This window comes from Canibacter zhuwentaonis, from assembly GCF_018531145.1.
GTDB lineage: Bacteria > Actinomycetota > Actinomycetes > Actinomycetales > Microbacteriaceae > Canibacter > Canibacter zhuwentaonis.
Genome location: NZ_JAHDSZ010000004.1, coordinates 137,513 through 158,180 on the forward strand (window position 1 = coordinate 137,513; position 20,668 = coordinate 158,180).

The following is a 20,668-nucleotide window of genomic DNA, read 5'->3' on the forward strand; positions in this document are numbered from 1 at the left end:
TAGGCGGTTCTAACAATTAGGTGGTTTGTTATGCCTGCAATTCCATGTCAATGTGTGGTATGCCGCCCATTAAGTAAATGTTAGATGTGGTTTTGAAGCCAAAAGAGGAATAGAACAATTTTAAATAGGCTTGCGCCTGTGCGTGTACTGTGGCGTTTGGGAATTTAAGCTGACATTCTTTTAAAGCAGTCTGCACCAGCTCCCTCCCTAAGCCCCTATTGCGAAAAGAAGGGGCTACTATAACTCTGCCCAGGTGAATACCATCTTCTTTTGGGATCAGTCTAAAATAAGCAGCTAATTTACCATTAACCCATTTCATCCCGTGTAAGCATACTTTATCGTTGTCATCCACTTCTTGATGATGGCACTCTTGTTCAACGACAAATATACTTACTCGCAGCTTGTAAATCTCGAACAGGTCATCCGTCGATAGTTCATCGAACTTTTTTATGCTCCACACGTTTGCCTTCTTTCTATTAGGATGTGTAATAATATTACAGATATTACTTCCCAGGGTTCTATGATGATTTCAAGGACGATATGCGCTTTTGATGTTGAGGGTTTTAAACAACTTGCTTATCCATAGTTACCTTCTTCAAATATTTTAAGAATGTTTTTTGGCGGGCTTTTACGATTCGCCTGTAAAACGTGAGCCCTTGTGTGTTCCTGCAGTTAGGGCATCTTGCAGGGTGGCTTTTTGAAAGGGTGTCAAAACGTGACTTTTTAGCAATCGTGCAACATCATCGTTGGTTAGTTTGGTTTCTGCGTTTTGAATGACTTTGTAAAGGTAGCGGAACCACAAGTCACCGTCACTGCCGGCGTGCTCGCTGGCTTGTATCATGTAGTCATACTATGTTGTCACTGTCAGCCCCCTCTCTTGTGATTATAATATCGTAAAACGCTGATTGTACTGAAGCTTTGGCGTGTTTGTAAAGGCGGAGTAGTGACTGTGATCCTTGTCTTGAACCGAAACGCAAACGTGAAGTTTTAGCAGCGGGTTTTCGCCCTGCTAGAATATTATATTACAAATACTCTTTAACTTAAAGATATAAAAGCGCAAATGTAAAGGAGGCTGATTTTATGAAGGAAAGATATTTTTTAGAAAATAACATTGTTACAAACAAACAAGCGGAAGAGATGGGTGTCCAAAGGCACGTTTTAGCTTCGCTTGCTCAAAGAGGCGAGTTAGAGAGGATTAAAAACGGGGTTTACAAGAGAAAAGACGCATTGGACGATGATTTTGCAAATATCTACCTTAAGAATCAACAGGTTGTTTTTTCTTTCCACACAGCTCTGTACCTCCATGGTTTTAACGATAGAACTCCAAACACTTTTCATATTAGTGTTCCGCAGGGGTATAACGCCGGGCACATAAAACGGAAATTTCCGCTTGTGAGAGTTCACTATATAGAGCGAAAACTGTTTCCTGTGGGTATCATCCAAAAAGAAACGCCAGTTGGCTCTGTAGTTAGTTGTTACAACATGGAGAGGTGTATATGTGATATTGTTTTGAAGCGGAAATATATTGATAAACAATTATTCACTGATGCCATCAAAGGCTATTTTGGCAGTAAAAATAAGAATGTTAATGAATTGGTTAAATATAGCAAAATTTTGGGCATTGAAAACGAAATAAGAAAATATGTGGAAATTATGTAAGGTATATTCTGCGGATAATAGTTAGGGGGGGGAAGTGGATTTTCTAGCTTTTCAATCGGCCGAGCGGGATTCCGTCCTTTGTTTTCCAGTGATCTTTTGCGTTCACACTTGCTCCGCTCACAAAACATGCCGCTTGGTAAGGGCTGCCGAGGAGCACGCTGTCAACCAGCTTGCCATTCGCATCGATTTTCTCAGCATGACGTTCTCGATTTTTATGCACATTAGCGGACGCACTCGGTGTCGGTTTAGGCGAAATGCGGCTGCCCTCGAAAACAACGAAGCCTTCGTCCGTCTGCTGACTCGAGGCATCTGCCTGACCGTATTTGAGGTGAAGAACAGGTTCATTGCCGGTAGATTCTGACTCCGACTCTTGCTCTTGCGCCTGAGTCTGTTCTAGAAGGGGTTTAAATAGTTTATAGCCCAAAGCGCCCATAATAATTTCGGCGTATTCGATATACTCTTCTAATTCGCTTTCCTTCTCCTCGGTGATGTTGCCAGGGTTTGGATCATTGCCATTTTTTGTCTGATAGCGCCGAGCCTTTTTCGCCATGTTATAAAAGCGATTTTCTAGGTAGCTAATCTCCGTGTGACCAAAACTATTATTTGAGGTTGTAAAGACAACGACCGTCGTCCATCAAGCACCTTCAGCATCCCTTTTCCACTCCTCTAGGCGACCGAGAACCCCTCGCTCGGTCTTGCGAACGCCCGCCTGGTCAATATAGCACTGAGGCTTGCCCGTTTTTTCATTTTCACCAAACAGGAAGTAGACACCTGACTGGTTGAGAAAATTAATATTCTTTGCATCGCCAAGAAGGATTTTAGGTATCTTATAGACCACTCCTGTCCAAATTAGCTAAGATGCACTTGATGCGTCTATTAGGATCGCCATCCATCAGGTATAAATTTATAGCTTTTCCTCTTGCCATAAGTTAGTCCTTTTATCGCGTTGTATGCATTATTACTCGCTATTTTACCATTGTGACACGACTATTTTGTTTGCGTGACAGCAGGCACACCGTCTCAAAATGATGCGTATGCGGGAACATATCCAACGCGCTGATTTTAGTGAGGCGGTGGTGTGCTTGTAAAAGGGGGACTGGTGGTTATAATCGTTGCCGGGGGGGGGGGGGTATTGGTTTGTGTAGGGTAGTAAAACGTAGTAAAATTTTTCTCTTTCATCAGATCTATCGCAGACTAGAGACCTAGTGATTCATACGTTTAAGAAGATGGCTGATGGGTGCTTCTATCGCAGACTTCCGCGAGACGGTAAATTGTTTGAACGCGGTACTCATAGTTCGTTAATAGCAACTGGAGGAATCTACGCGTAAATGCATGAGGTGTAGCAAAGGCTATCGCGAAGAGGCTTAATGTCGGATACCCGAGTGGCGGTAGTTGAAATTTTTGCAGAGATGTGAGCCATTGCTGTGATACTGGTGGAAGTTGCAGAACAGCTGTTTCCCTAGTGGTCTAATTGATTCATTGTCGCACGCGCTAGCTCGTTTGGGTTTTATGACGTGACTAAAGGTTGAGCGTGTAATATTGCGAGGGGTCTTTCGTGGAAGTTCCATGCCATTCCAATATGCCTTTGTTTTTAAGAGTTTTAAGCAGTTTGCCGCAAAAACTATTACTTTTGCCAATAAGACCTATTGCTTTTTTAGTGGTCATTGTTTCTCCGCTATTAAACATGTAGGAGATTACTAACTTTTCGCTTTCGTTTAATTCGTCAAATATTTTTTCGGGTAGTGTATTTTTTGCTTTATCTAATGCCCTCAGAATTCTGTTTAAAATATTATTTTCTAAGGTTAGGACAACGTTGCCATTCGGTTCGGTATATTCTGGCTGCTTTAAAAACAATTTTTCCATCTCGGAATAAATTCTCTTAACGCCCTCATTCATTTCTTTAACCCATCCGAGTTCACATAGAGTTCGGGCTATTTGAGGGTTTCTTGAGTATCTCTGATGCAAAATATTGCCTATCGTTACAACATTAGGTAATGGTCCTGGATTAATTATTTCCATCCGGTCATCGAAAATTAGAACTTTAATATGTTCTCCACGAACCGCATAATTGCGGTGAGTGAGAGCATTAACTATACCCTCAAACCACGCAAACTCGGGATATTCTGGCATTGTCTTAAATTTTCCATCTTCATCTAAATACTGAAAATCACGTAATTGTGTATTAATAAAATCTTTTGCGTTTTTAATAATACTAGGGATAGCTCCGTCAAAGGTTTTCTCTTTGATGATATTTATATCTGTGCCTACTTTTTGGTAGCTTCCATCGTATTTAATAACTCTCAATCTTGCTTGAGGTAAAAATTTGGATGGATTCTTGCCAAAAAGCAGGATGCCGGCATTCGTTAATTTCCCGTTAATTATTAAATTTCTGGCTTTCAATACCTCTTCAGTGGTCTTTTCGGGAACGTTCAGTAGAGATTTATAGGAATTAATTAAATCTTCGTCAACTTCGCTTAGATCCGATAGTTGGACTATTTCCTCCTCAAAAACTCGTTGCCCTCTATCGTACTGTAAGTGGTGAATCTGTTCGAAATTTAATTCTTTAGATTTATCCTGCTGTCTAAGAAAAACTTTACCGTCGTATGATTTGATAACTCTGTCAGACGAGATATCTACAGAAATGATTAATATTTTGTCATCCTCATTGTTTACATTTTTAACATCTAAAGTGTCAAAGATCGTATTTACAGGAGTGTCTTTTAATTCGGTTAGAGATATGTTTTTGTAGTCGTTGATATCGTGGGCTGTTCCATAGTTGAATCCAGTAATTTCTCCAGTGTCTTCAATGCCTATAACTAGCTGCCCGCCCTCTGCGTTAGCGAAGGCAACTAGATGCCGCAGAATATCTAAAGGTTTGATCCTTGCGCTTTTTCTGTCAAAAAATTGGTTTTCAGGTTCAGAGCAATAGAAATACAAATCCCTCAGAATGCGACCGGACATTATCACCCCTCCTAAAGTTAGATACTTATAAAATAATAACCTAATAGCTATAGATTATTTGGAGTGTTCAATATCACAGGTTGCTATAAGGGGCAATTCAATGGCTGCATTATTATAAATACTCGACAGCAGTGCTTCAATTTAACCTGGATAATAAACCGACCGTCTCAAAATGGCTCGATTGTTCAATGAAAAACATATTCAACCCCTCCCGTATTGGGGAATGGTGGAATACCTATTTCACCCTTAAAATGGTTATATCGAACTGATACGAGTGTTGATTTGTCTTATTGTTCGTATAAGCAAATAACTATAAAAGAATATCTTTTAATGCCTTGCTCATCAATTGCTGACGTTTCTCTATAAACTCTTCAAAGTTAGAAAGTTCATATGAAACATCTACAGGAAGATATTTAGCATTTTCACTATTTTCAAGAACTTTTAACCAATTGACTAATGGAGTAGCATTCTTTACTTCGTTCTCACGTCCCTCAAGTAATTGAAGGTTTGCTAAAGTATTCCTTCTTCTTCGCCAATCTTCTTTAGTAGCATCATCAATCACAGTTCCATCCGGCAATACTAGACCCTTGATTTTGCTCTCTTCAAATCCAGTATGTGGGTGCATATGATCTTGATGAAATCCCTTCTGACTATATTTCAAATTAGGGTACAGAAGTGATAACAGCATAAATGTATAAGAACCTATCTCATATGTATCAAACATTGAATCAATCTCATCTTCTGTGTATCGAAGAGATCTATCACCTGTAAATCTAATTCCATTAAGATTTGCCATACTAAACGAATTAGCTGTGGCAGCTTTCAATGCCTCTCGAATGCTTGTTAGTGCAGAAATTTGATGCAGTACCAAAAATCTGTCTAACCTGTGTGATTACAATATACTTTCTTAATTCCGCTTTGCTACTTGCATCGAAATTACCACCCTTGTATCTGTAGTAGACCATAGGAGAAACAGCCACATAAGAAATCATGTTTTCTGAATTGAATCCGAACTCATTTAGTAAATCAACGGTATCCTTGATAGCTTTTCGGATTGCATCCCAGTTTTCTTTTATTTTCAATACGCTGGCTTTCTTGAAAGTTTCAACTTTTAATGCTACAGACATGTCTAAAAGATATAAACAAGTACGCATAATAAAGTCATTAGAAAACTTGAAACCTTCGCCCTTCTTATTTATCTCTGAAAGCAGCTTATCAATTTCATCTCTTGCCCTATCCTAATGAGAAACAATAGTCGAGAATAACAAGTCACTTTTTGAAAGAACAGTTCCGCCAGAATTAACTCTAACGAAAATATCCAATACGCTGTCAATCGAATCTTTTTCTACTTCAAAGTAATTGATGATTTCATCAGTAACAAATCTTGTATGTAAAAGTGAAATATTTTTTGTCGCAACTTTATCAGTTGCCCAGCCGTTTGAAATGATGACTTCTGTTAATAAGTCTTCAGCTGAATACTTAAGGATATCTTTTACTAAATACCAAATCTTATCATCCTTATTCTTTGCAGCTTCATTCGCTGTTAGAAATCTGAATTCATAGGAAATATCCTCGTCATCAGTTTTCTCACTGTGCAAATCAAAGTACAATTCCTTCTTAGGGAAAGCATCATCGTTCTCCCATCTTTTGTTTGGAAGTTTTCTACTCATACTTCCTTGTAATGCTATGTACAAAGAAGTCAATCTCTGCTGACCATCTAAAACTGCCCAGATTGTTTCATCCTTACTACCAATTGGAAACGGCTGTGGTGCAACAGGATTCTTATACATATCTCTGCCATGATAATCCTTTATAAATTCGTATATTGAATACTCTTTTTGGTTTACTATAGTTTTCTTAACTTTCCAAAGAAATGTTCCAATAGGGTATCCTAACGTGATAGAATCCATAAACCTTGTAATTTGTAAATCTCCCCACACATATTTCCTTTGAATAGCTGGAAGGTATACTCTCCTGCTATTTACATCATCTATTATTGCTCTAATACTTTTCTTTTCGTATACCATAATATACCTCACTTATTGCTCGTTTTTATCTGTTCTCCGTCCGGGAAGATAAATGACTGTTCAAAGGAAACACCCATGACATCAGCTATTAGTTTTAACTCCTCAAGAGTCACAGTATCTCTTTTTAGTTTCTTGCCAAAGTTCTGTGGTGTTTGACCTATCCTTCTAGCAAGTTCAGAAACGCTTATATTCTTTTTATTACATAATTCTTTAATCATATCGGATGTTTTCATCTTAAGCCTCCATATTTAGAGTACATCTATACACATATATTATAAACCAAATGGTTGATGCTTTTTAATCCATTTAACTATATATTAAACGATAAAACACCTCGCATTGCTGCAAGGTGTCCATATCATATTTTCTATCCAATTATCTCTTTAGTTCTAATGTCATTCCAGACTTGAATTCAAATATGAGCTTACCATCGTAGACGGTTATCTTTGATATAGGTCTTCTTACCAACTGCTCATCATATTCTGTTATTCGGTTTGTCTGCGTCTGTAGAAAGTGTCTCATCTCATTGATTAGCTTTCTCAACATTTCTCGTGCAGCATCACACCCTTGCTTCGGTCCCTTTTCAATTCGGCTAGCGCATCTACATTTATTGTAGGAAGCTCCTCTCGCTTTCCAAGCCACTCTCCTGAATAAATCGCCACACTCCCCACAATAGACAATACTCGATAATGCATATTTGCTATATAAACTCTTTTAGTTTTACCATTCTCCGTTTTAAGATGTGCTCTGCGTTGCAATTCTTCCTGTGCCTGCATAAATAGCTGTCTTGGAATAATAGCCTCGTGATTATTCTCCACACAGTACTGAGGAACGATTTCATTATTAGATACTCTCTTTTTGGTCAGTACATCAACCGTATAGGTTTTCTGTAAAAGGGCATCGCCCATATGTGATAATCTTTCTAAAATATTCGTCTTACAATAACTGCTTGTTTTTCATTGTAAGAAATGTTCTTTGTAAATCATCCTCACGAATATATTTCATAGAGCATGCCTTAGAATTTTCAATATGTCTACTGCAACACCATAATGCGTATGCGGGAACATATCGAGCGCGCTGATTTTAGTGAGGTGGTGGCGTGCTTGCAAAAAAAATGGGGGGGGGGGGGGTAGTTTGTGTAAGGTAGTAGTAAAACAGAGTAAAACAGAGTAAAACAGAGTAAAACAGAGTAAAACAGAGTAAAACAGAGTAAAACAGAGTAAAACAGAGTAAAACAGAGTAAAACAGAGTAAAACAGAGTAAAACAGAGTAAAACAGAGTAAAACAGAGTAAAACAGAGTAAAACAGAGTAAAACAGAGGGGCTAATTTAGGATTTAAAAAACTTGAAAAAACAATGTTTTTGCGGTAGTCTTTCCTGTATATAGTATAGGAAAGAGGCGACATGATGCATGGCGGCCCGAGAGAAGGCGCAGGCAGGAGAGCCGTTATCCAGAAGAGAAAGGCTTATACTGTATATCTGAGCGAGGAAGATTATAAAAAGATAGACAGTCTACCACTCCCCAGTAGTTCAAGTTTCTCTCAAAAGTGTAGAGAGTTAATTGGTGCTGGAATAGATAAAATTGAAAATGAGCTTAGTAGCAAAAGCGGCGAAGTGGCTTTTATAGATCTATTTAGCGGACTAGGGGGGATTAGAATTGGTTTTGAGCAAGCGCTACATGAAAATGGGTTGGTGGGAAAATGTGTATTTTCCAGCGATGTTAAGGCTGCCGCAATTAAAGCGTATGAAAAAAATTTTGGTCATAATGCTGAATGCGATATAACAAGGGTAAATCCCTCAAACTTACCAAACTTTGACTTTTTGCTAGCCGGCTTCCCCTGCCAAGCTTTTTCTCAGGTAGGATTAGGTCTTGGTTTTCAAGACACAAGAGGGACATTGTTTTTTGATATTGCAAAAATTTTGTTGGAAAAAAAACCTTTGGGTTTCGTTCTGGAAAACGTAGAAGGGTTAGTCACCCACGATAAAGGAAATACTTTTAAGGTTATTACTCAGACGCTCTTGGATTTAGGGTATTCGATTAGCCACAGCATTTTAGACGGGAAAGATTTTGGGCTAGCTCAGTCTAGAAAAAGAATCTACATAATTGGTTTTAGGTCTAAAAATATAGAGCAGCTTGAAAACTTTGAATTTACCCATTCTGTTCTGGAAGATGTTATTGATTCAAACACGCCTCCTGTCGAAAGTGAATTTTCAAAAAAAATTACTTTCAAAGTATAAATTAAAAGATGTTTACGGGAAAGCAATTAAAGATAAACGGGGCGGGAAAAATAATATACACAGCTGGGATATAGGCCTTAAAGGAGATATAACAGAAGAGCAGGTAGCTTTGCTGGATAGTTTATTGAAACAGCGAAGAAATAAAAAGTGGGCTGAAATTATCGGGATTCAATGGATGGACGGAATGCCGTTAACGTTGGATATGATTGCCACATTTTTTGACTCCCCTAAACTTGCAGAAATGCTAGACGACTTAGTAAGTAAAGGATATTTAAGTTTTGAATACCCTAAAAAGCTTGTGGGGAATAAACGAGTTTCCGATAAGACCTTAGAAAAGGGGTATAATATTACAACCGGTAAGCTTTCTTTTGAATTTACAAAGATTTTATCCCCTTATGAGACAACGCCCACTCTAGTGGCTACAGATGTGCGTAAGCTTGCCGTTCCTGTTAGCAACGGGATTCGCCCTTTGACGGTGAAGGAGGGACTGCGGCTATTTGGGTTTCCGGATAACTATGAGCTTAGTTTCTTAAAAGAAAATGAAGCATTTGACTTACTTGGCAATACGGTTTGCGTACCTGTAATTAAAGCCGTTTCGTCTAAGCTGTTAAAAACGTATAAAGAAAATAGAGGATGATAGAGCATCGCCCGCTATTTTTTAAATTATAAATAGAGACACTACTCTGTCGTGCCATTCATCCGGTGTGAAAGGCAGGAAAGAAATAGATTCAAAGCGCCTGTAAGTTTTTGTTACAGCATCTATAAAATCTAGAATATCAGCAAAATGAGCGTCTTCGTTTCTGTAGAAATTGCAAGGCCTCATTGCATAAGGAGCCCTACGTTTTACCTGTAGACCGATAGGGTAGTTCTTAGAGGCAGCAGTAATTTCCCAAATGTGCTTAAGATAAACTTTTTCCACAACGAATCCTTGAGAAAAACCGTCATCCGCTGGTCAATATCCTAAAATGAAATAGTGCGCATTTAATTTACCGGGTTCACTAAAGGTGGATTCAAGAAAGCTATAAAAATTAGCAAGGTCAAAGCTTGGTGCATTGTTAATATTCCAGGCTTTCACTTCTATATCATGGGAAACGCCGTCAAAATCTGCTACGAAATCTGGAAATTTTTGGGTATGCCCACCCGCCCGGATATTGATTCCTAGAAAAGTAAACCAGTCTGGTAGCCATTCTTGTAAGCAGTTCCCAATTACATCATTTCCAGAATATATGTGACTTCTGTTAGCAAATGTTATGGAAACCGCTCTATGCTCACCTACGAGTTTGTTTTGCGTTAATAAAAAAAGTTCTTCAATGTTGGCTATCTTGGTCACAGAGTTGCCCCCCTCTAGTTATAGATTAGATTTTTTATTTCCGTCATCAATTATGCAATATAGCGGTTTATTTAAGCTTGGTTAGCAATCCGACGTACTCAAAGTGCAACGAGCTACAAGGATTGATGTCCTAGGTTTTCTGAGTATACCCGCTACTGTTGCAGTGCCTATTTACGTGTATGGAAACAACTCTAGCGGAAAAGCTCGTATGCGGAAATCGGTCGACAATTTCTACTCGTTTGTGGAAACAAATCCATACGCTTTGCCTGTTTGCGGAAATAGGTCGATGCAGTATGGGCGTTTGTGGGAACTGGTCAATATATTCATCAATCCCAATCTCCATCGACAATAACGGCTATTGGCTTTTCAGTTGACCAAGCGACATTCCGCCCTCTGTTTTCCATATGGCGTTACCACTGAGACTTGCGCCACCTACAAATGCCGCAGCTCCGGAAGGACTAGAGAAGAGCAAGTCAGCAAGCAAGATGCCTTGTGAGTCTATTTTCTCGGCATAACGCTCTCGACGTTTACGGGTCCCATTGCCTACGCTCTTGTTCAGTTTAAGTGAAATACGACTGCCAGCAAACACAATGAAACCCTCTGCTGTGCGCTGACCTGTAGCTTGCGCTTGACTGTACTTGAGATACAGTACGGGTTCATTGCTAACGAACTCTGGCTCTTGTATTTGTGCTACAAGTTTTTCTCTAAGGGGTTCAAAGAGTTTATAGCCAAATGCACCCATCACAATCTTGGCGTAATCGATGTACTCTTCTAGTTCGTTTTCCTTCTCCTCGGTGATGTTGCCAGGATTAGGATCTTTGCCATTTCTGATCTGGTATCTCCCAGCCTCCGCTGCCATGTTATAGAAGCGGTTCTCTAGGTAGCTAACCTCCGTAGGACCAAAGCTATTGTGTGAGGTTGTGAAGGCAATGGCTGTAGTCCACCAGCCCTCTTTATCAGACCTTTTATGTTCATCGAGCCGGCGATGAATCCCTCGACCATTCTTACGAACACCAGCTTGACCAATATAACACTGAGGGTCACCAGTAGTTCCATCCTCACCAAACAGGAAGTAGACGCCTGTTTGGTTGAGGAAGTCAATGCGTTTTGCTTGAGCAAGAAGGGTGCGCGGTATCTTATAGGCAAGCCCTGTCCAATTGGCTAGGGTGCACTTGATGAGCCCACTTGGAGTACCATCCATTAGGTATAAATTTAGACTTTTACCGCGTGACATAAACTAGCTCCTCATTCCCTTCTTGATAATATTGCTCAATCCGAATCCAGTCATCCATTGAATTAGTAATACGCCGTACCAGCGAAGCTTTTTGCGCTCACAATCTGTCACTTTTCCAAGTGTATAGGATTTATACTGCTCCCACTCAAATATACTACATAGTTTTTTAGGAATACCATGATATCATCAAATACAAGTTTTCCATCAACTGGTTCTGGGTAACAGAATCCTTCCAGAATAGCATTTTTAAGATTCTGTGTTTAGTCTGCAGAAATATTGATGTCGTCATCCGGGGAAAGACGCTTTGCTTTCAAATCAGATTTGATTTGCTCTAGCGTCTTTGATATCCCTGCGGATATTAGAAGATCCATACACCGTTTGGTATGACGGCGTAGCTAGACCAGGCAGGTGAAGCAAATGAATAGCATCACTTTCCATCCGTCTCAAACAAGTGCACTAGTTCTTCATCGGTAGTGGCTTTCAAAACCTTGTCTCTCACGCTAGACATTGACATGTCCAAGCGTTTAAAACGCATTTTGCCTGCTGCGTCTTTGGCTTTTCGAATAAGCTCAATTCTACCTACACCTGGATTCTGCCGTGCATATTCAGCAAAGCCCTTAGCTTTCCCTAAATTGTCATTAAAGGCAGGGTTATGTGGTTCTAATACGTCGATGATGAACTGTCCTTCCTGCAATGGATCTTTCCTAATCACGATAAAATCCGGGTAGGTCGGCTTAGTCTCGCCGTCTTGCTCGTAGGGAATGCACAGTGACCAAGAGGTTCTCGGTGGGTTTCTGAGCCAACAGACAAAGTCTTCACGAGTTTCCTCTTCCTCAAGTACCCCTTGCTCCCAGTCATTTAGCCTCACTTGAGCAAAGCTCTCATCATTGACAAACAGATGGTTAAAGTACTTCTGCCCTCCAGCATCGTGCGCTACGGTAATCGTTTCAGGCAGTCGGAAGTTATGCTTACTGATGATGTCTCCATCAGAAACGATGCGGTCGTATTGCTTACGATAGCTTTCTGTAAGTTTTGTCATGTATCTGCGGTAGCGGTCATTAAGCTCATGGAATTTTTGCTTGGCATAAGCATTGAGTTTTGCGATACATTCATCGTCAGTCGCAAAAAGAATCACATCGATTTTCAGGGATACCAAGTCGAATGATTCGAAATAAGCGTTCAAATACTCATTTCCAATACCTTCAGAGCCAAGTTTGGTCTCTGCCGCTCTAAACTGACGGTCAATATCCGCATTAGTAGAGAAGAAAGAAGCCGGTGCATAGTCAGATGTAATCGATTGTCCGAACACATCAAATACTTGCGTGGAGAGCTTAAATTCTTTTGCTTTTTGTGATAGTGCCTCATATTGACCAGACGATTTAAGCGACCCTATATAGTCAGTAATGAGTTTAATAACACCAGCATGTACTTCCTTATATACTGCGCTATCCATATTCGTCTGCGCTAACAGTCGCGTTAGTGCAAAAAGCGACTTCAAATAATCGTTAATACGAATTGAACGCACATCGTATGTCAGCAACCCAGAGTCGTTGATTGCTTTTACAATCTTCTCACGGTCAATCTCAAGCTTATTGTCTGTAGCGCCTATCTCGACTTTTCCCGGAACAGCAGCATTCTCCTCATCGTTGGAAGAAGGAGCATAGTTACTATCATGGATATCTGTTTTAGCCTCATCAACAGAAGCTCGTGGATATTCAACACTGGCTGGTGATGACTCCGCATTTGCTTTGGAGCTTACATTATTCGAAATGTTAAGTTTAGCAGGTGGTACTACTGCTGCTGGATTGAACAGCGAATTATCGTAGGTTGACGGGTCTTCATGCGAAGAAGAACTTGCGTCACTTCCCAAGAAATCGTCCATTGAGTATTGTCCCGGTATCTGCTTAGGGACACGTGGCGCGGTATACATTGGACGGACGGTGAGTGTTTCAAGCTTTTTATGCTCGATAGACTCACCGTAGATATCTGTCGGTAGATTGCCGCCCTCAGCAGATTGCAAGGCTTCGATAACATCCTCAACGGTGTTCTTTTCAAAAAAAGGCAAGAACAGGTGCACATCATTTAAGCTGTCATCTATCTGTATATGCATCTGCATAGGTGTTCTAACCATACGCCCCAAAAGCTGTGCGATATACGTTGCGTCTTTTGCCCTACGGAAACTCATCATGGTTTCCGCGCGTGGACAGTCCCAGCCGGTAGATAAATTCTCTTTGAAGAACACTATCTTAATATTTTTATTGTCTTGGATTCTAGAAGGCTCCTCATATGGAACTTCTAATCCTGAAAGGATCAATGCCGAGTCAGTTTGGCCAAAGGTATGAACAACTTCTCCTTTGGAAAATTTGAACCCAGTTCTGCCTTCAATCTTTTGTAGACAGTCAGCTAAATCTGTAGCCGAGATTTCTGTTGCGTTGCCGTTTTCAACCTGCACCACGAAAACAGGATTCACGTAGGCATAGTGCTGTTCAAAGCAATACTGTTTCCAGTGCTCCTACTTATCCTTCCAGTCATCCGCTGCAGCTTGAAGCACAGCCATTGCCTTATTGACAGATGACTCCTCAGAATACGAAATAACAATCCTGTCTTTAAGCAAGCCAGAGGATCTAACCTCATCTGAAGTAACGACCACTTTATGAATCGTGGAAGAGGTGCCCTCAACCAGTTTATTAAAGCGCTCAGAGGTCGCAGACATACCTATAACAACAGGCATAGGATCTAGTTTTTCAGCATCGCTTCCTTTAAGAAACTTCTGCATGATACTCGTAGCTTTTCCAGCTTCACGTCCCTGCATGCCACGATGAGCTTCATCGATAATGAAATAAAGGCGGTCAGATTTCTCGATAGCAGTGTTTCTTAGCGTCTCCCAAATGGTGTATTGACGAGCGTCACCTTCTTTGGTTAAATTACTGGATTTCCCGAGTTTCTGCGTGTTAAGGAAATAGACGTGGCCATCTTCCAAAAGCTCTTTATCAAAACTCTCATCGGTGATGGTTACACATTGGCCTAAGCGAATCTGCTCAGCCTTGGTGTCGATTTTTAATTTGGACTGTTCGTTGAGCTCGGGTGAGTCAGATAACCAAACAAAGATAGCATCTGTCTGTTCAGGATACGACTCATCACCAAAAAGCACAGCTTCAATAAAGGCAGAAATGATGATGGTTTTACCAGTTCCGGTTGGTGCCGTAAAGGAAATAACCTGAGGTGTGTGAGTACGCTGGTATGCGCCAAGAGCTTCTGCTGTATTGAGCCTTAATTGTTTGAGTGCTGTTTGTTGGAATGGAAATAGTGAAACTCTCATGGCTTATCTCCCTATATTAATGCGGAAATTATCGAGGTAGTCCCGATACATTTGGTAAACATTTTCTGCCTGAAGATGCGAAGCCATCTCCTTAAATCCACCAATGGAATCTGTCACGATAAAGATATGTTCAACAGCATCCTCTGCGTTAACCTTGTCTATAAATTCAGGAAAGATTAGTTCGTCTAGCAGTATAGCAAAACCGTTTTCTGGAAATACCAGTATTGATGGAAGTTCGTCTGAATTAAGTCTTGGGCAGGTGCCTACACAACCTGTTTTCATCCATAGCACAGGCAGCAATTCTTTGAATTGCCTACCTAGAGCAACAGCATTTTTATCGAGGAAACCAAGCTTAAAGAATGCAGCATTAGCCTCAAAGCCATCTGCCATAGACCGCTCACTATCAAGATAATTACCTTTAAGCGGATTGCCACTCACATCGTGTCCTTCGATAGAGCATACCGTACGTGGCCACGTCACATACTGTGCTATTCCTAGAGACTCCCATTCAGGATCACCTGGTTTAAAACCGTCTTTCTTTAGACGTTTAGATTCCTCATCAGAAACCTCGTTGTTCGTAACCATAATACAGCGACGCTGTCCACCGTCTTCGGCATTGAGCAGATTTACAGCATGTAGTGTCGTACCTGAGCCTGAGAAAAAGTCTAAGATAAGCGCATTTGGCTTATTTTCTACAAAGAAACGCATGGCATCGTGGACGGCATAAATAGACTTAGGATAAGGAAAGGAACCTTCTAATAGAATTGCATCTAAAAGCTTGGTTCCATGCCACCCTGCATTATGAGATGTTTTATTCCAAACAGTTTTTGCAGTTCTCTTTATAGACCTATGTGAGGTATCTATGATTGCGGAACCATCATTCTGATAACCGCAAATAGTCAATTCCCCTTTACTAATGGCATCGATAGTTCCTTGGTTCAAAGTCATCATAGAGTATTGACGACCTCTGAGGCTCTTTCCTGCTCGAAGGAATCCAGACTTTGCACGATTTCTAGCTACTTCAATCCCTGTTCTCCATCTGCCTTCAAGTCCTTTCGAAGTAATCGGCCAAACTGCAATAGTGCCTTCAGGTGCAGTAACAGACTCAATAGATTCATTAATTGGTAGAGGATCCCCTACGCTATTAAGTGATCCATCTTCATTAATGAAAAATGGATAAAACAAGTTCGGGCTGTCTTCTCGTAGAGCACCTTTTCCAGTTCGGATGAATTGAAACCAAACGTGATCCTTATGCTTTTCCGATGCCTCCGGATTAAGCATATCGTCTGAAGTTTTTTCGGCACGAGCTTCACCGATGAAAACAAAATAGATATACTCATTGCTTCTGGTAAACATACCCTCTCTTACAGAGCCCTGAACACTAATGACAGAACTCACCATTTGCATTTTAGCTTCAGGAAATAGTTCTTCTAACAAGCAACCAAGATGCAAATACTCCTTCTCATCTATAGTAACAATAAGAACAGAATCTTTAGGATTAAGTAGTTTCTTCGCTAATCTAAGTCGTTTTTCCATCATGGAGAGCCACTTACTGTGGCGATAAGCATCGGAAGAGTCTACGTAGTCATTGTTGTACTTCCAGTCGCGGGCGCCCGTATTATAGGGTGGATCGATGTATATGCAGTCAACCTGCCCGGCATACAGATACTCCAATAGCTGCAGTGCATGATAGTTATCGGCCTCAATTAAAGTATGCCAAAGACTGCTGTCTGGCGCATTGCAAACACTGTCGACTAGCTCTAGGTAAGGATAGATTGGTTCTCCAAATTCAGCGATACAAATCAAATCCTCTAACGGCAGTTCAATTTCGCACTGTGTTACCTTGTCATAGCACTGGACTTTCGAGTCAGATAAGCCTTTCACTTCATAGATGGTGGTAATCTGCTTATCTTTTAATGCAACCTTAGAACCAACACGAATAGGAGCATCGTATAAGGCAGTGCACTCAGGCATGTGCTCTTCGTACACGAGTCCAAATTTCTTTTGTTTACTAAGTTTATTAACCTCAGCCTGCAAACGGGCACGTAGTTCTTGGTCTTGCACCTGATTGATTAAATCATTAATAGCAGCCATTTGTTTCTATCTCCCTTTACGCAGCAGTCGGGAAAACCGATTGCCATATTGCACTATTTAATCATCTACTTTACTCGCATCAGCGTCTGCTGCTCCATCTGAACGAGCCCATTCATCAACCTCAGATAGTTGGAATTTCCAAAGTCTGCCTACTTTGTATGCGGGCATATCTCGTTTTGAGATTTATTGCAGAATCGTTTCACGATCTATACCGAGATACCCCTGCACGTCTTTCAGGTTGCCCCATTTCTCAATCTTATCAGCCATTTTCCGACTCCTACTCAGTGGTCAGAGCAAATACAACATTAACTCTGTAGTAAAACTTTTCTTTTCTGGGAAAGCAGTTATTGCCATCCGAATCTTGCATTTCAAATCGACACCGAAAATAGCCTTCGGAGCCGCGTGCATCCATCTCAATCGTTGCCCTAAACGTTCCTTTGGGATTGACTGTCGTAGGTAAAGCAATTACATCCTCTCCAACTGGAAGAGGACCAGATGTGCTTGGTCTTTGATACACGAGGCGTCGATTCACCCACGGGACGCTTCCTGTATTCACAATGTCAAGTTCGATAAAGAACTTCTGATAGGTATTCACATCCTGTACGCGTGGGTTTGAATAATTTAATACTTCATCACCAGGATAAAGAGGTGCGTAGTAATCCGATACGGTGTCCGAATCTCCCAACCAAATACGCTCATATTCTTCCAAGATGACGTTCTCGACTTCTGATTTGTTTGCTTCGAAAATCAGGCGAAGTTGACGTGCTATTGCCAAACAAAAGTCATTTTTATCCACTTTGGTATTGGCATTGAATCCGTATGCCGCTTTTAATAGTTCGATTTTATCGTTATTGATGTTTTAAAGAAAAAAAAATCAGCCAATGCTTCGGTCTTAAATGGGTAGCTTACCCTTTTCTTCATTTCATCCGTAAGCGGCCTTTTCCCTGAGCATATATTTTGTGGATATTCAACATCCGAAGTGTGCGAAAAAAAAGTTGCTGCCGAGTACATCGAAAATGCCGCGGACAAGCTTTGCTTGACTGCTCAGATTAGGTTTACATACTTTCAATAATGGCAGGCAACAATCGGAAAAGTTCATCTACTTCCCCCGCTCTTGAAAAGCCCCAGAATTTGCCCCATAAGCCCCAGAATTCAAAACTTCATGCCCCATTTTGTAAGTGTACTTTATAGATGAAGGCAATCAACGGACCTCTACTAAGGATTATAAGGCGTAAATCATCGTCATTCAACGAAAATACGCGCTAATCCTTCTAAAAGTTCCCTGTAAAATGTCTTCAAATATAAACCAACGAAAGGAGCTGACAACAATGGCAAAAAACACCAAACAGACCAGCCACAAGGTTGCGACTAAAGCAGCACGCATCTTGAACGACGGTCGCTATTCCAAGAATAGCAAGTCAGTAGCTGGTAGCGCACTCGCGCAAACCAAGCCTAGCAAGCACAGTAAGTAGCGTTTGCACCACTGGCGGATGGTGACCTGTTTTCAAGAGTGAACAACCTGTCCGCCAGCCCTTCGGGGCATGAGAATTTCGGGACAACGTCCCATCAACAATTGTAAATCTAAGCCTGATTTCGAATAGGGCGAGGGTTTGAAAAGAGTCTCGTTTGGTTCTAGTGACCAAGCATGGGCACTTTTTACACCTTCTCTTTTGTGCGCCCTGAATCAGGCTTCATTTCAAGAGTCGGTGTAGTCATTATACCGGCTCTTTTTCATTTCCTCGCTCCTTATCCGCAGGTCAGGCTGAAAAGGAGCCAAGAAATGTCCAACAAAGCAAATGATCGATGACCTCACGCGCTGGACAGATGACATCAAAGAGTACGTCTTAGGGCGCGCTATATCAGGCAAAGCACGGTCTGGCTTCAAACTGGTCGAAGGCAGGTCAAACCGCAAGTACACCAACCTTGATGCCGTCGCCGATGCCGTCAAGCAAGCTGGTTTTGACCCATACGAGCAAAAGCTCTTAGGTATCACAGCCATGCAAAAACTCTTAGGCAAGACACGATTCGATGAGCTTTTAAGCGCATGGATCGAAAAGCCCGCAGGAAAACTCGCACTTGTGCCCAAGGACGATAAGCGTACAGCACTATCCACCGCCAAAAACAAACACTTGCTATCACCGACTTTAACGAAACCCTCGCGCGCAGACTCATCGAATCCATTCTCATAGACGATGAAGGCTATACCGTATCTTTCAAATCAGGCACAAGCCTACACATCAACTAAAACCAATCCCGAAAAAACCTAACGGTCGCTCCCAATACAGGATGCGACCGTTCTTTTATGCCACTACAAAGCAGATGACCTTATGTTATCAACCCTAAACACTCAGCAAAGCAAAATATCAATCTTGCACACTCGAGGTCACACAACACAAAATCGAGAGCCAAGCACCTAAACTAGACTTGTTCCCACAAATACACGCTGTGCGTGAAAACGCTACTAGCCACAACCTGTAGAACAGGCATTCTAGCTGGATACTACCCCTTGTGCGACAGCAAACACACCGTCTCAAAATGATGCGTATGCGGGAACATATCGAGCGCGCTAATCTTAGTGAGGTTGTATCCGCCAGCAGATAACAGCTGCACATCGCGGGCAAATGCAACGGGGTCGCAGGCAACGTACACAATGTTCGCGGGCGCTAGCTCGAGCAGGTTTGCGCACAGCGCAACACCCAGGCCGGTGCGGGGCGGATCCGCTATCACCGTGGCGCGGTTGAACTTAGCGCGCACGCTCGCTGGCGCATTAAGCATATTTTTGAGATAGTGTTCGCACCGTGCTGAAATGGGGCGCGCGCCACTAAACGGAGCAAGGTTTTCGGCCGCGAGATCGGTTGCAGATTCAACAAATTCCACGCTCGTGATGCGCGCTTTAGAATCGGTTGCGTGAATAAAAGCGGCGCTCAACAATCCCACTCCGCCGTACAGGTCAAGGTTGTTTGCCTGCGGATCGACCGCATCGCCAAGCTTGGCAACAATATCGGCAACCTCGCTAAAAAGCCGTTCCGCGGCGGCATAGTGCACTTGCCAGAAATCGCCCGCGCGCACTTGAAACGGGGTTCCGAGCACGTTTTCGAGCACGGTGTCAGCAGCCCCGGCGGTTTTTTCGCCGGCGTAATTAACCAGCATTCGCGGATCATCGGCGCTCGGCGCAAACAGATCAACACTGCTCGCCCCGGGAAAGTTTTCTTGCAAAGGCGCCATAGAGTTTATTTCCGCAACAGCCAGGGGCAGGGATGCAACCGGAATAACAGTGTTACTGCGTGCGGCATAGGGGCCGAGCTGCCCAGTTTCCCTGTCCACGTGCAGTCTGACGCGGGTGCGCCACCCCAGCTCGGCAGGGTCGTCAGTTAGCGGCATAACTGGCACAGTGGGTAGCTTCTCGGCCGGTATTTTGCCCTGGCGCGTGAGCGCATCCGCCAAAATATCGGATTTTAGCGCCCGCTGGTGGGCGAGCTGAATATGCCCAAATTCGGCGCCTCCAACCCTCTCGGCTGGGTCGCGCAGCACGCTCGCCTCGACCCAGATATGCTCCTGGCGATGCGGCGACGGTTCGAGCACTCGCACAGTTGTGGCGCGTGCAAACTTCTTTTTAACCTCGCCCACGCGCGCGGTGACGGTTTCGCCCGGAAGCGTGTCGTGCACGAAAAAAACGCGTCCGTCGTGCCGCGCGATGCTCACCCCGCCGTGTGCTATTCCTGTTATTTCAAGGGTTAATTCGTCGCCTACCAGGGGGGATGTGTGCTCTGTCATCCTCTAATTTTCGCATTTGCCGCTGAACGCGTG

20 protein-coding genes and 2 pseudogenes are annotated in these 20,668 nt (G+C 42.1%); 5 read left to right on the forward strand and 17 right to left on the reverse strand.

Annotated elements, in window-relative coordinates:
* Positions 1 to 28: 28 nt before the first annotated feature.
* A complete protein-coding gene (locus tag KJY78_RS03640; RefSeq protein WP_214337248.1) occupies positions 29 to 460 on the reverse strand; it encodes a GNAT family N-acetyltransferase in 432 nt (143 codons plus the stop codon).
* Between the two features lie 620 nt (positions 461 to 1,080).
* Here KJY78_RS03640 and KJY78_RS03645 point away from each other — a divergent pair.
* Positions 1,081 to 1,659 (forward strand): type IV toxin-antitoxin system AbiEi family antitoxin domain-containing protein, encoded by a 579-nt coding sequence (locus KJY78_RS03645; protein ID WP_214337249.1) that lies wholly within the window; start codon positions 1,081 to 1,083, stop codon positions 1,657 to 1,659.
* Between the two features lie 43 nt (positions 1,660 to 1,702).
* Here the strand turns inward: KJY78_RS03645 and KJY78_RS03650 are convergent, their stop codons facing one another.
* The 9 genes and pseudogenes from KJY78_RS03650 to KJY78_RS06875 form a co-directional block, all read right to left on the reverse strand.
* On the reverse strand, positions 1,703 to 2,209 hold the full coding sequence (locus tag KJY78_RS03650) for a DUF4357 domain-containing protein (protein WP_214337250.1): 507 nt from the start codon (positions 2,207 to 2,209) through the stop codon (positions 1,703 to 1,705).
* A 968-nt stretch (positions 2,210 to 3,177) separates the two neighbouring features.
* Complete coding sequence (locus KJY78_RS03655) at positions 3,178 to 4,620, reverse strand: ATP-binding protein (RefSeq protein ID WP_214337251.1); 1,443 nt, start codon at positions 4,618 to 4,620, stop codon at positions 3,178 to 3,180.
* Positions 4,621 to 4,930: 310 nt separating this feature from the next.
* On the reverse strand, positions 4,931 to 5,446 hold the full coding sequence (locus tag KJY78_RS03660) for a hypothetical protein (RefSeq protein WP_214337252.1): 516 nt from the start codon (positions 5,444 to 5,446) through the stop codon (positions 4,931 to 4,933).
* Positions 5,427 to 5,747, reverse strand: coding sequence for a hypothetical protein (locus tag KJY78_RS03665; RefSeq protein ID WP_214337253.1), 321 nt, complete (start codon positions 5,745 to 5,747; stop codon positions 5,427 to 5,429). The genes KJY78_RS03660 and KJY78_RS03665 overlap by 20 nt, the downstream gene beginning before the upstream one ends.
* 111 nt (positions 5,748 to 5,858) lie before the next feature.
* Positions 5,859 to 6,647: a DUF262 domain-containing protein gene (locus KJY78_RS03670; RefSeq protein ID WP_214337254.1), complete on the reverse strand. Its 789-nt coding sequence runs from the start codon at positions 6,645 to 6,647 to the stop codon at positions 5,859 to 5,861.
* An 8-nt stretch (positions 6,648 to 6,655) separates the two neighbouring features.
* Positions 6,656 to 6,865: a helix-turn-helix domain-containing protein gene (locus KJY78_RS03675; protein ID WP_431732325.1), complete on the reverse strand. Its 210-nt coding sequence runs from the start codon at positions 6,863 to 6,865 to the stop codon at positions 6,656 to 6,658.
* Between the two features lie 157 nt (positions 6,866 to 7,022).
* Positions 7,023 to 7,289 (reverse strand): hypothetical protein, encoded by a 267-nt coding sequence (locus tag KJY78_RS06870; RefSeq protein WP_431732326.1) that lies wholly within the window; start codon positions 7,287 to 7,289, stop codon positions 7,023 to 7,025.
* Complete coding sequence (locus tag KJY78_RS03680; protein WP_431732328.1) at positions 7,187 to 7,576, reverse strand: recombinase family protein; 390 nt, start codon at positions 7,574 to 7,576, stop codon at positions 7,187 to 7,189. The genes KJY78_RS06870 and KJY78_RS03680 overlap by 103 nt, the downstream gene beginning before the upstream one ends.
* A gap of 7 nt (positions 7,577 to 7,583) precedes the next feature.
* Positions 7,584 to 7,691, reverse strand: a pseudogene (locus tag KJY78_RS06875) (Ogr/Delta-like zinc finger protein); the annotation flags it as partial.
* Between the two features lie 359 nt (positions 7,692 to 8,050).
* Here KJY78_RS06875 and dcm point away from each other — a divergent pair.
* Together dcm and KJY78_RS06800 are read left to right on the forward strand one after the other, a co-directional pair.
* On the forward strand, positions 8,051 to 8,884 hold the full coding sequence (dcm, locus tag KJY78_RS03690) for a DNA (cytosine-5-)-methyltransferase (protein WP_250544137.1): 834 nt from the start codon (positions 8,051 to 8,053) through the stop codon (positions 8,882 to 8,884).
* Positions 8,850 to 9,521: a DNA cytosine methyltransferase gene (locus KJY78_RS06800; protein ID WP_214337257.1), complete on the forward strand. Its 672-nt coding sequence runs from the start codon at positions 8,850 to 8,852 to the stop codon at positions 9,519 to 9,521. The genes dcm and KJY78_RS06800 overlap by 35 nt, the downstream gene beginning before the upstream one ends.
* A 21-nt stretch (positions 9,522 to 9,542) precedes the next feature.
* Here the strand turns inward: KJY78_RS06800 and KJY78_RS06905 are convergent.
* The 6 genes and pseudogenes from KJY78_RS06905 to KJY78_RS03730 all read right to left on the reverse strand — a co-directional run bounded on the left by KJY78_RS06905 (position 9,543) and on the right by KJY78_RS03730 (position 17,657).
* Positions 9,543 to 10,214: pseudogene (locus KJY78_RS06905) on the reverse strand (NgoBV family restriction endonuclease).
* Positions 10,215 to 10,569: 355 nt separating this feature from the next.
* On the reverse strand, positions 10,570 to 11,448 hold the full coding sequence (locus KJY78_RS03710; protein ID WP_214337260.1) for a GIY-YIG nuclease family protein: 879 nt from the start codon (positions 11,446 to 11,448) through the stop codon (positions 10,570 to 10,572).
* Between the two features lie 427 nt (positions 11,449 to 11,875).
* A complete protein-coding gene (locus KJY78_RS03715; RefSeq protein ID WP_214337261.1) occupies positions 11,876 to 13,918 on the reverse strand; it encodes a hypothetical protein in 2,043 nt (680 codons plus the stop codon).
* Between the two features lie 42 nt (positions 13,919 to 13,960).
* The gene (locus tag KJY78_RS03720; protein WP_214337262.1) at positions 13,961 to 14,767 is read right to left on the reverse strand and encodes a DEAD/DEAH box helicase family protein; all 807 of its coding nucleotides are present in this window, start codon (positions 14,765 to 14,767) and stop codon (positions 13,961 to 13,963) included.
* Between the two features lie 3 nt (positions 14,768 to 14,770).
* Positions 14,771 to 16,861: a site-specific DNA-methyltransferase gene (locus KJY78_RS03725; RefSeq protein WP_214337263.1), complete on the reverse strand. Its 2,091-nt coding sequence runs from the start codon at positions 16,859 to 16,861 to the stop codon at positions 14,771 to 14,773.
* 277 nt (positions 16,862 to 17,138) lie between these two features.
* On the reverse strand, positions 17,139 to 17,657 hold the full coding sequence (locus KJY78_RS03730; RefSeq protein WP_214337264.1) for a hypothetical protein: 519 nt from the start codon (positions 17,655 to 17,657) through the stop codon (positions 17,139 to 17,141).
* 532 nt (positions 17,658 to 18,189) lie between these two features.
* Here KJY78_RS03730 and KJY78_RS03735 point away from each other — a divergent pair.
* Both KJY78_RS03735 and KJY78_RS03740 read left to right on the forward strand, forming a co-directional pair.
* Complete coding sequence (locus KJY78_RS03735; RefSeq protein WP_214337265.1) at positions 18,190 to 18,333, forward strand: hypothetical protein; 144 nt, start codon at positions 18,190 to 18,192, stop codon at positions 18,331 to 18,333.
* Between the two features lie 324 nt (positions 18,334 to 18,657).
* The gene (locus tag KJY78_RS03740; protein ID WP_214337266.1) at positions 18,658 to 19,050 is read left to right on the forward strand and encodes a DUF2800 domain-containing protein; all 393 of its coding nucleotides are present in this window, start codon (positions 18,658 to 18,660) and stop codon (positions 19,048 to 19,050) included.
* 310 nt (positions 19,051 to 19,360) lie between these two features.
* On the opposite strand, the gene KJY78_RS03745 is transcribed toward KJY78_RS03740, so the two are convergent.
* Entirely contained in the window at positions 19,361 to 20,635 is a 1,275-nt protein-coding gene (locus KJY78_RS03745; RefSeq protein ID WP_214337267.1) for a class I SAM-dependent RNA methyltransferase, read from the reverse strand.
* Positions 20,636 to 20,668 lie beyond the last annotated feature (33 nt).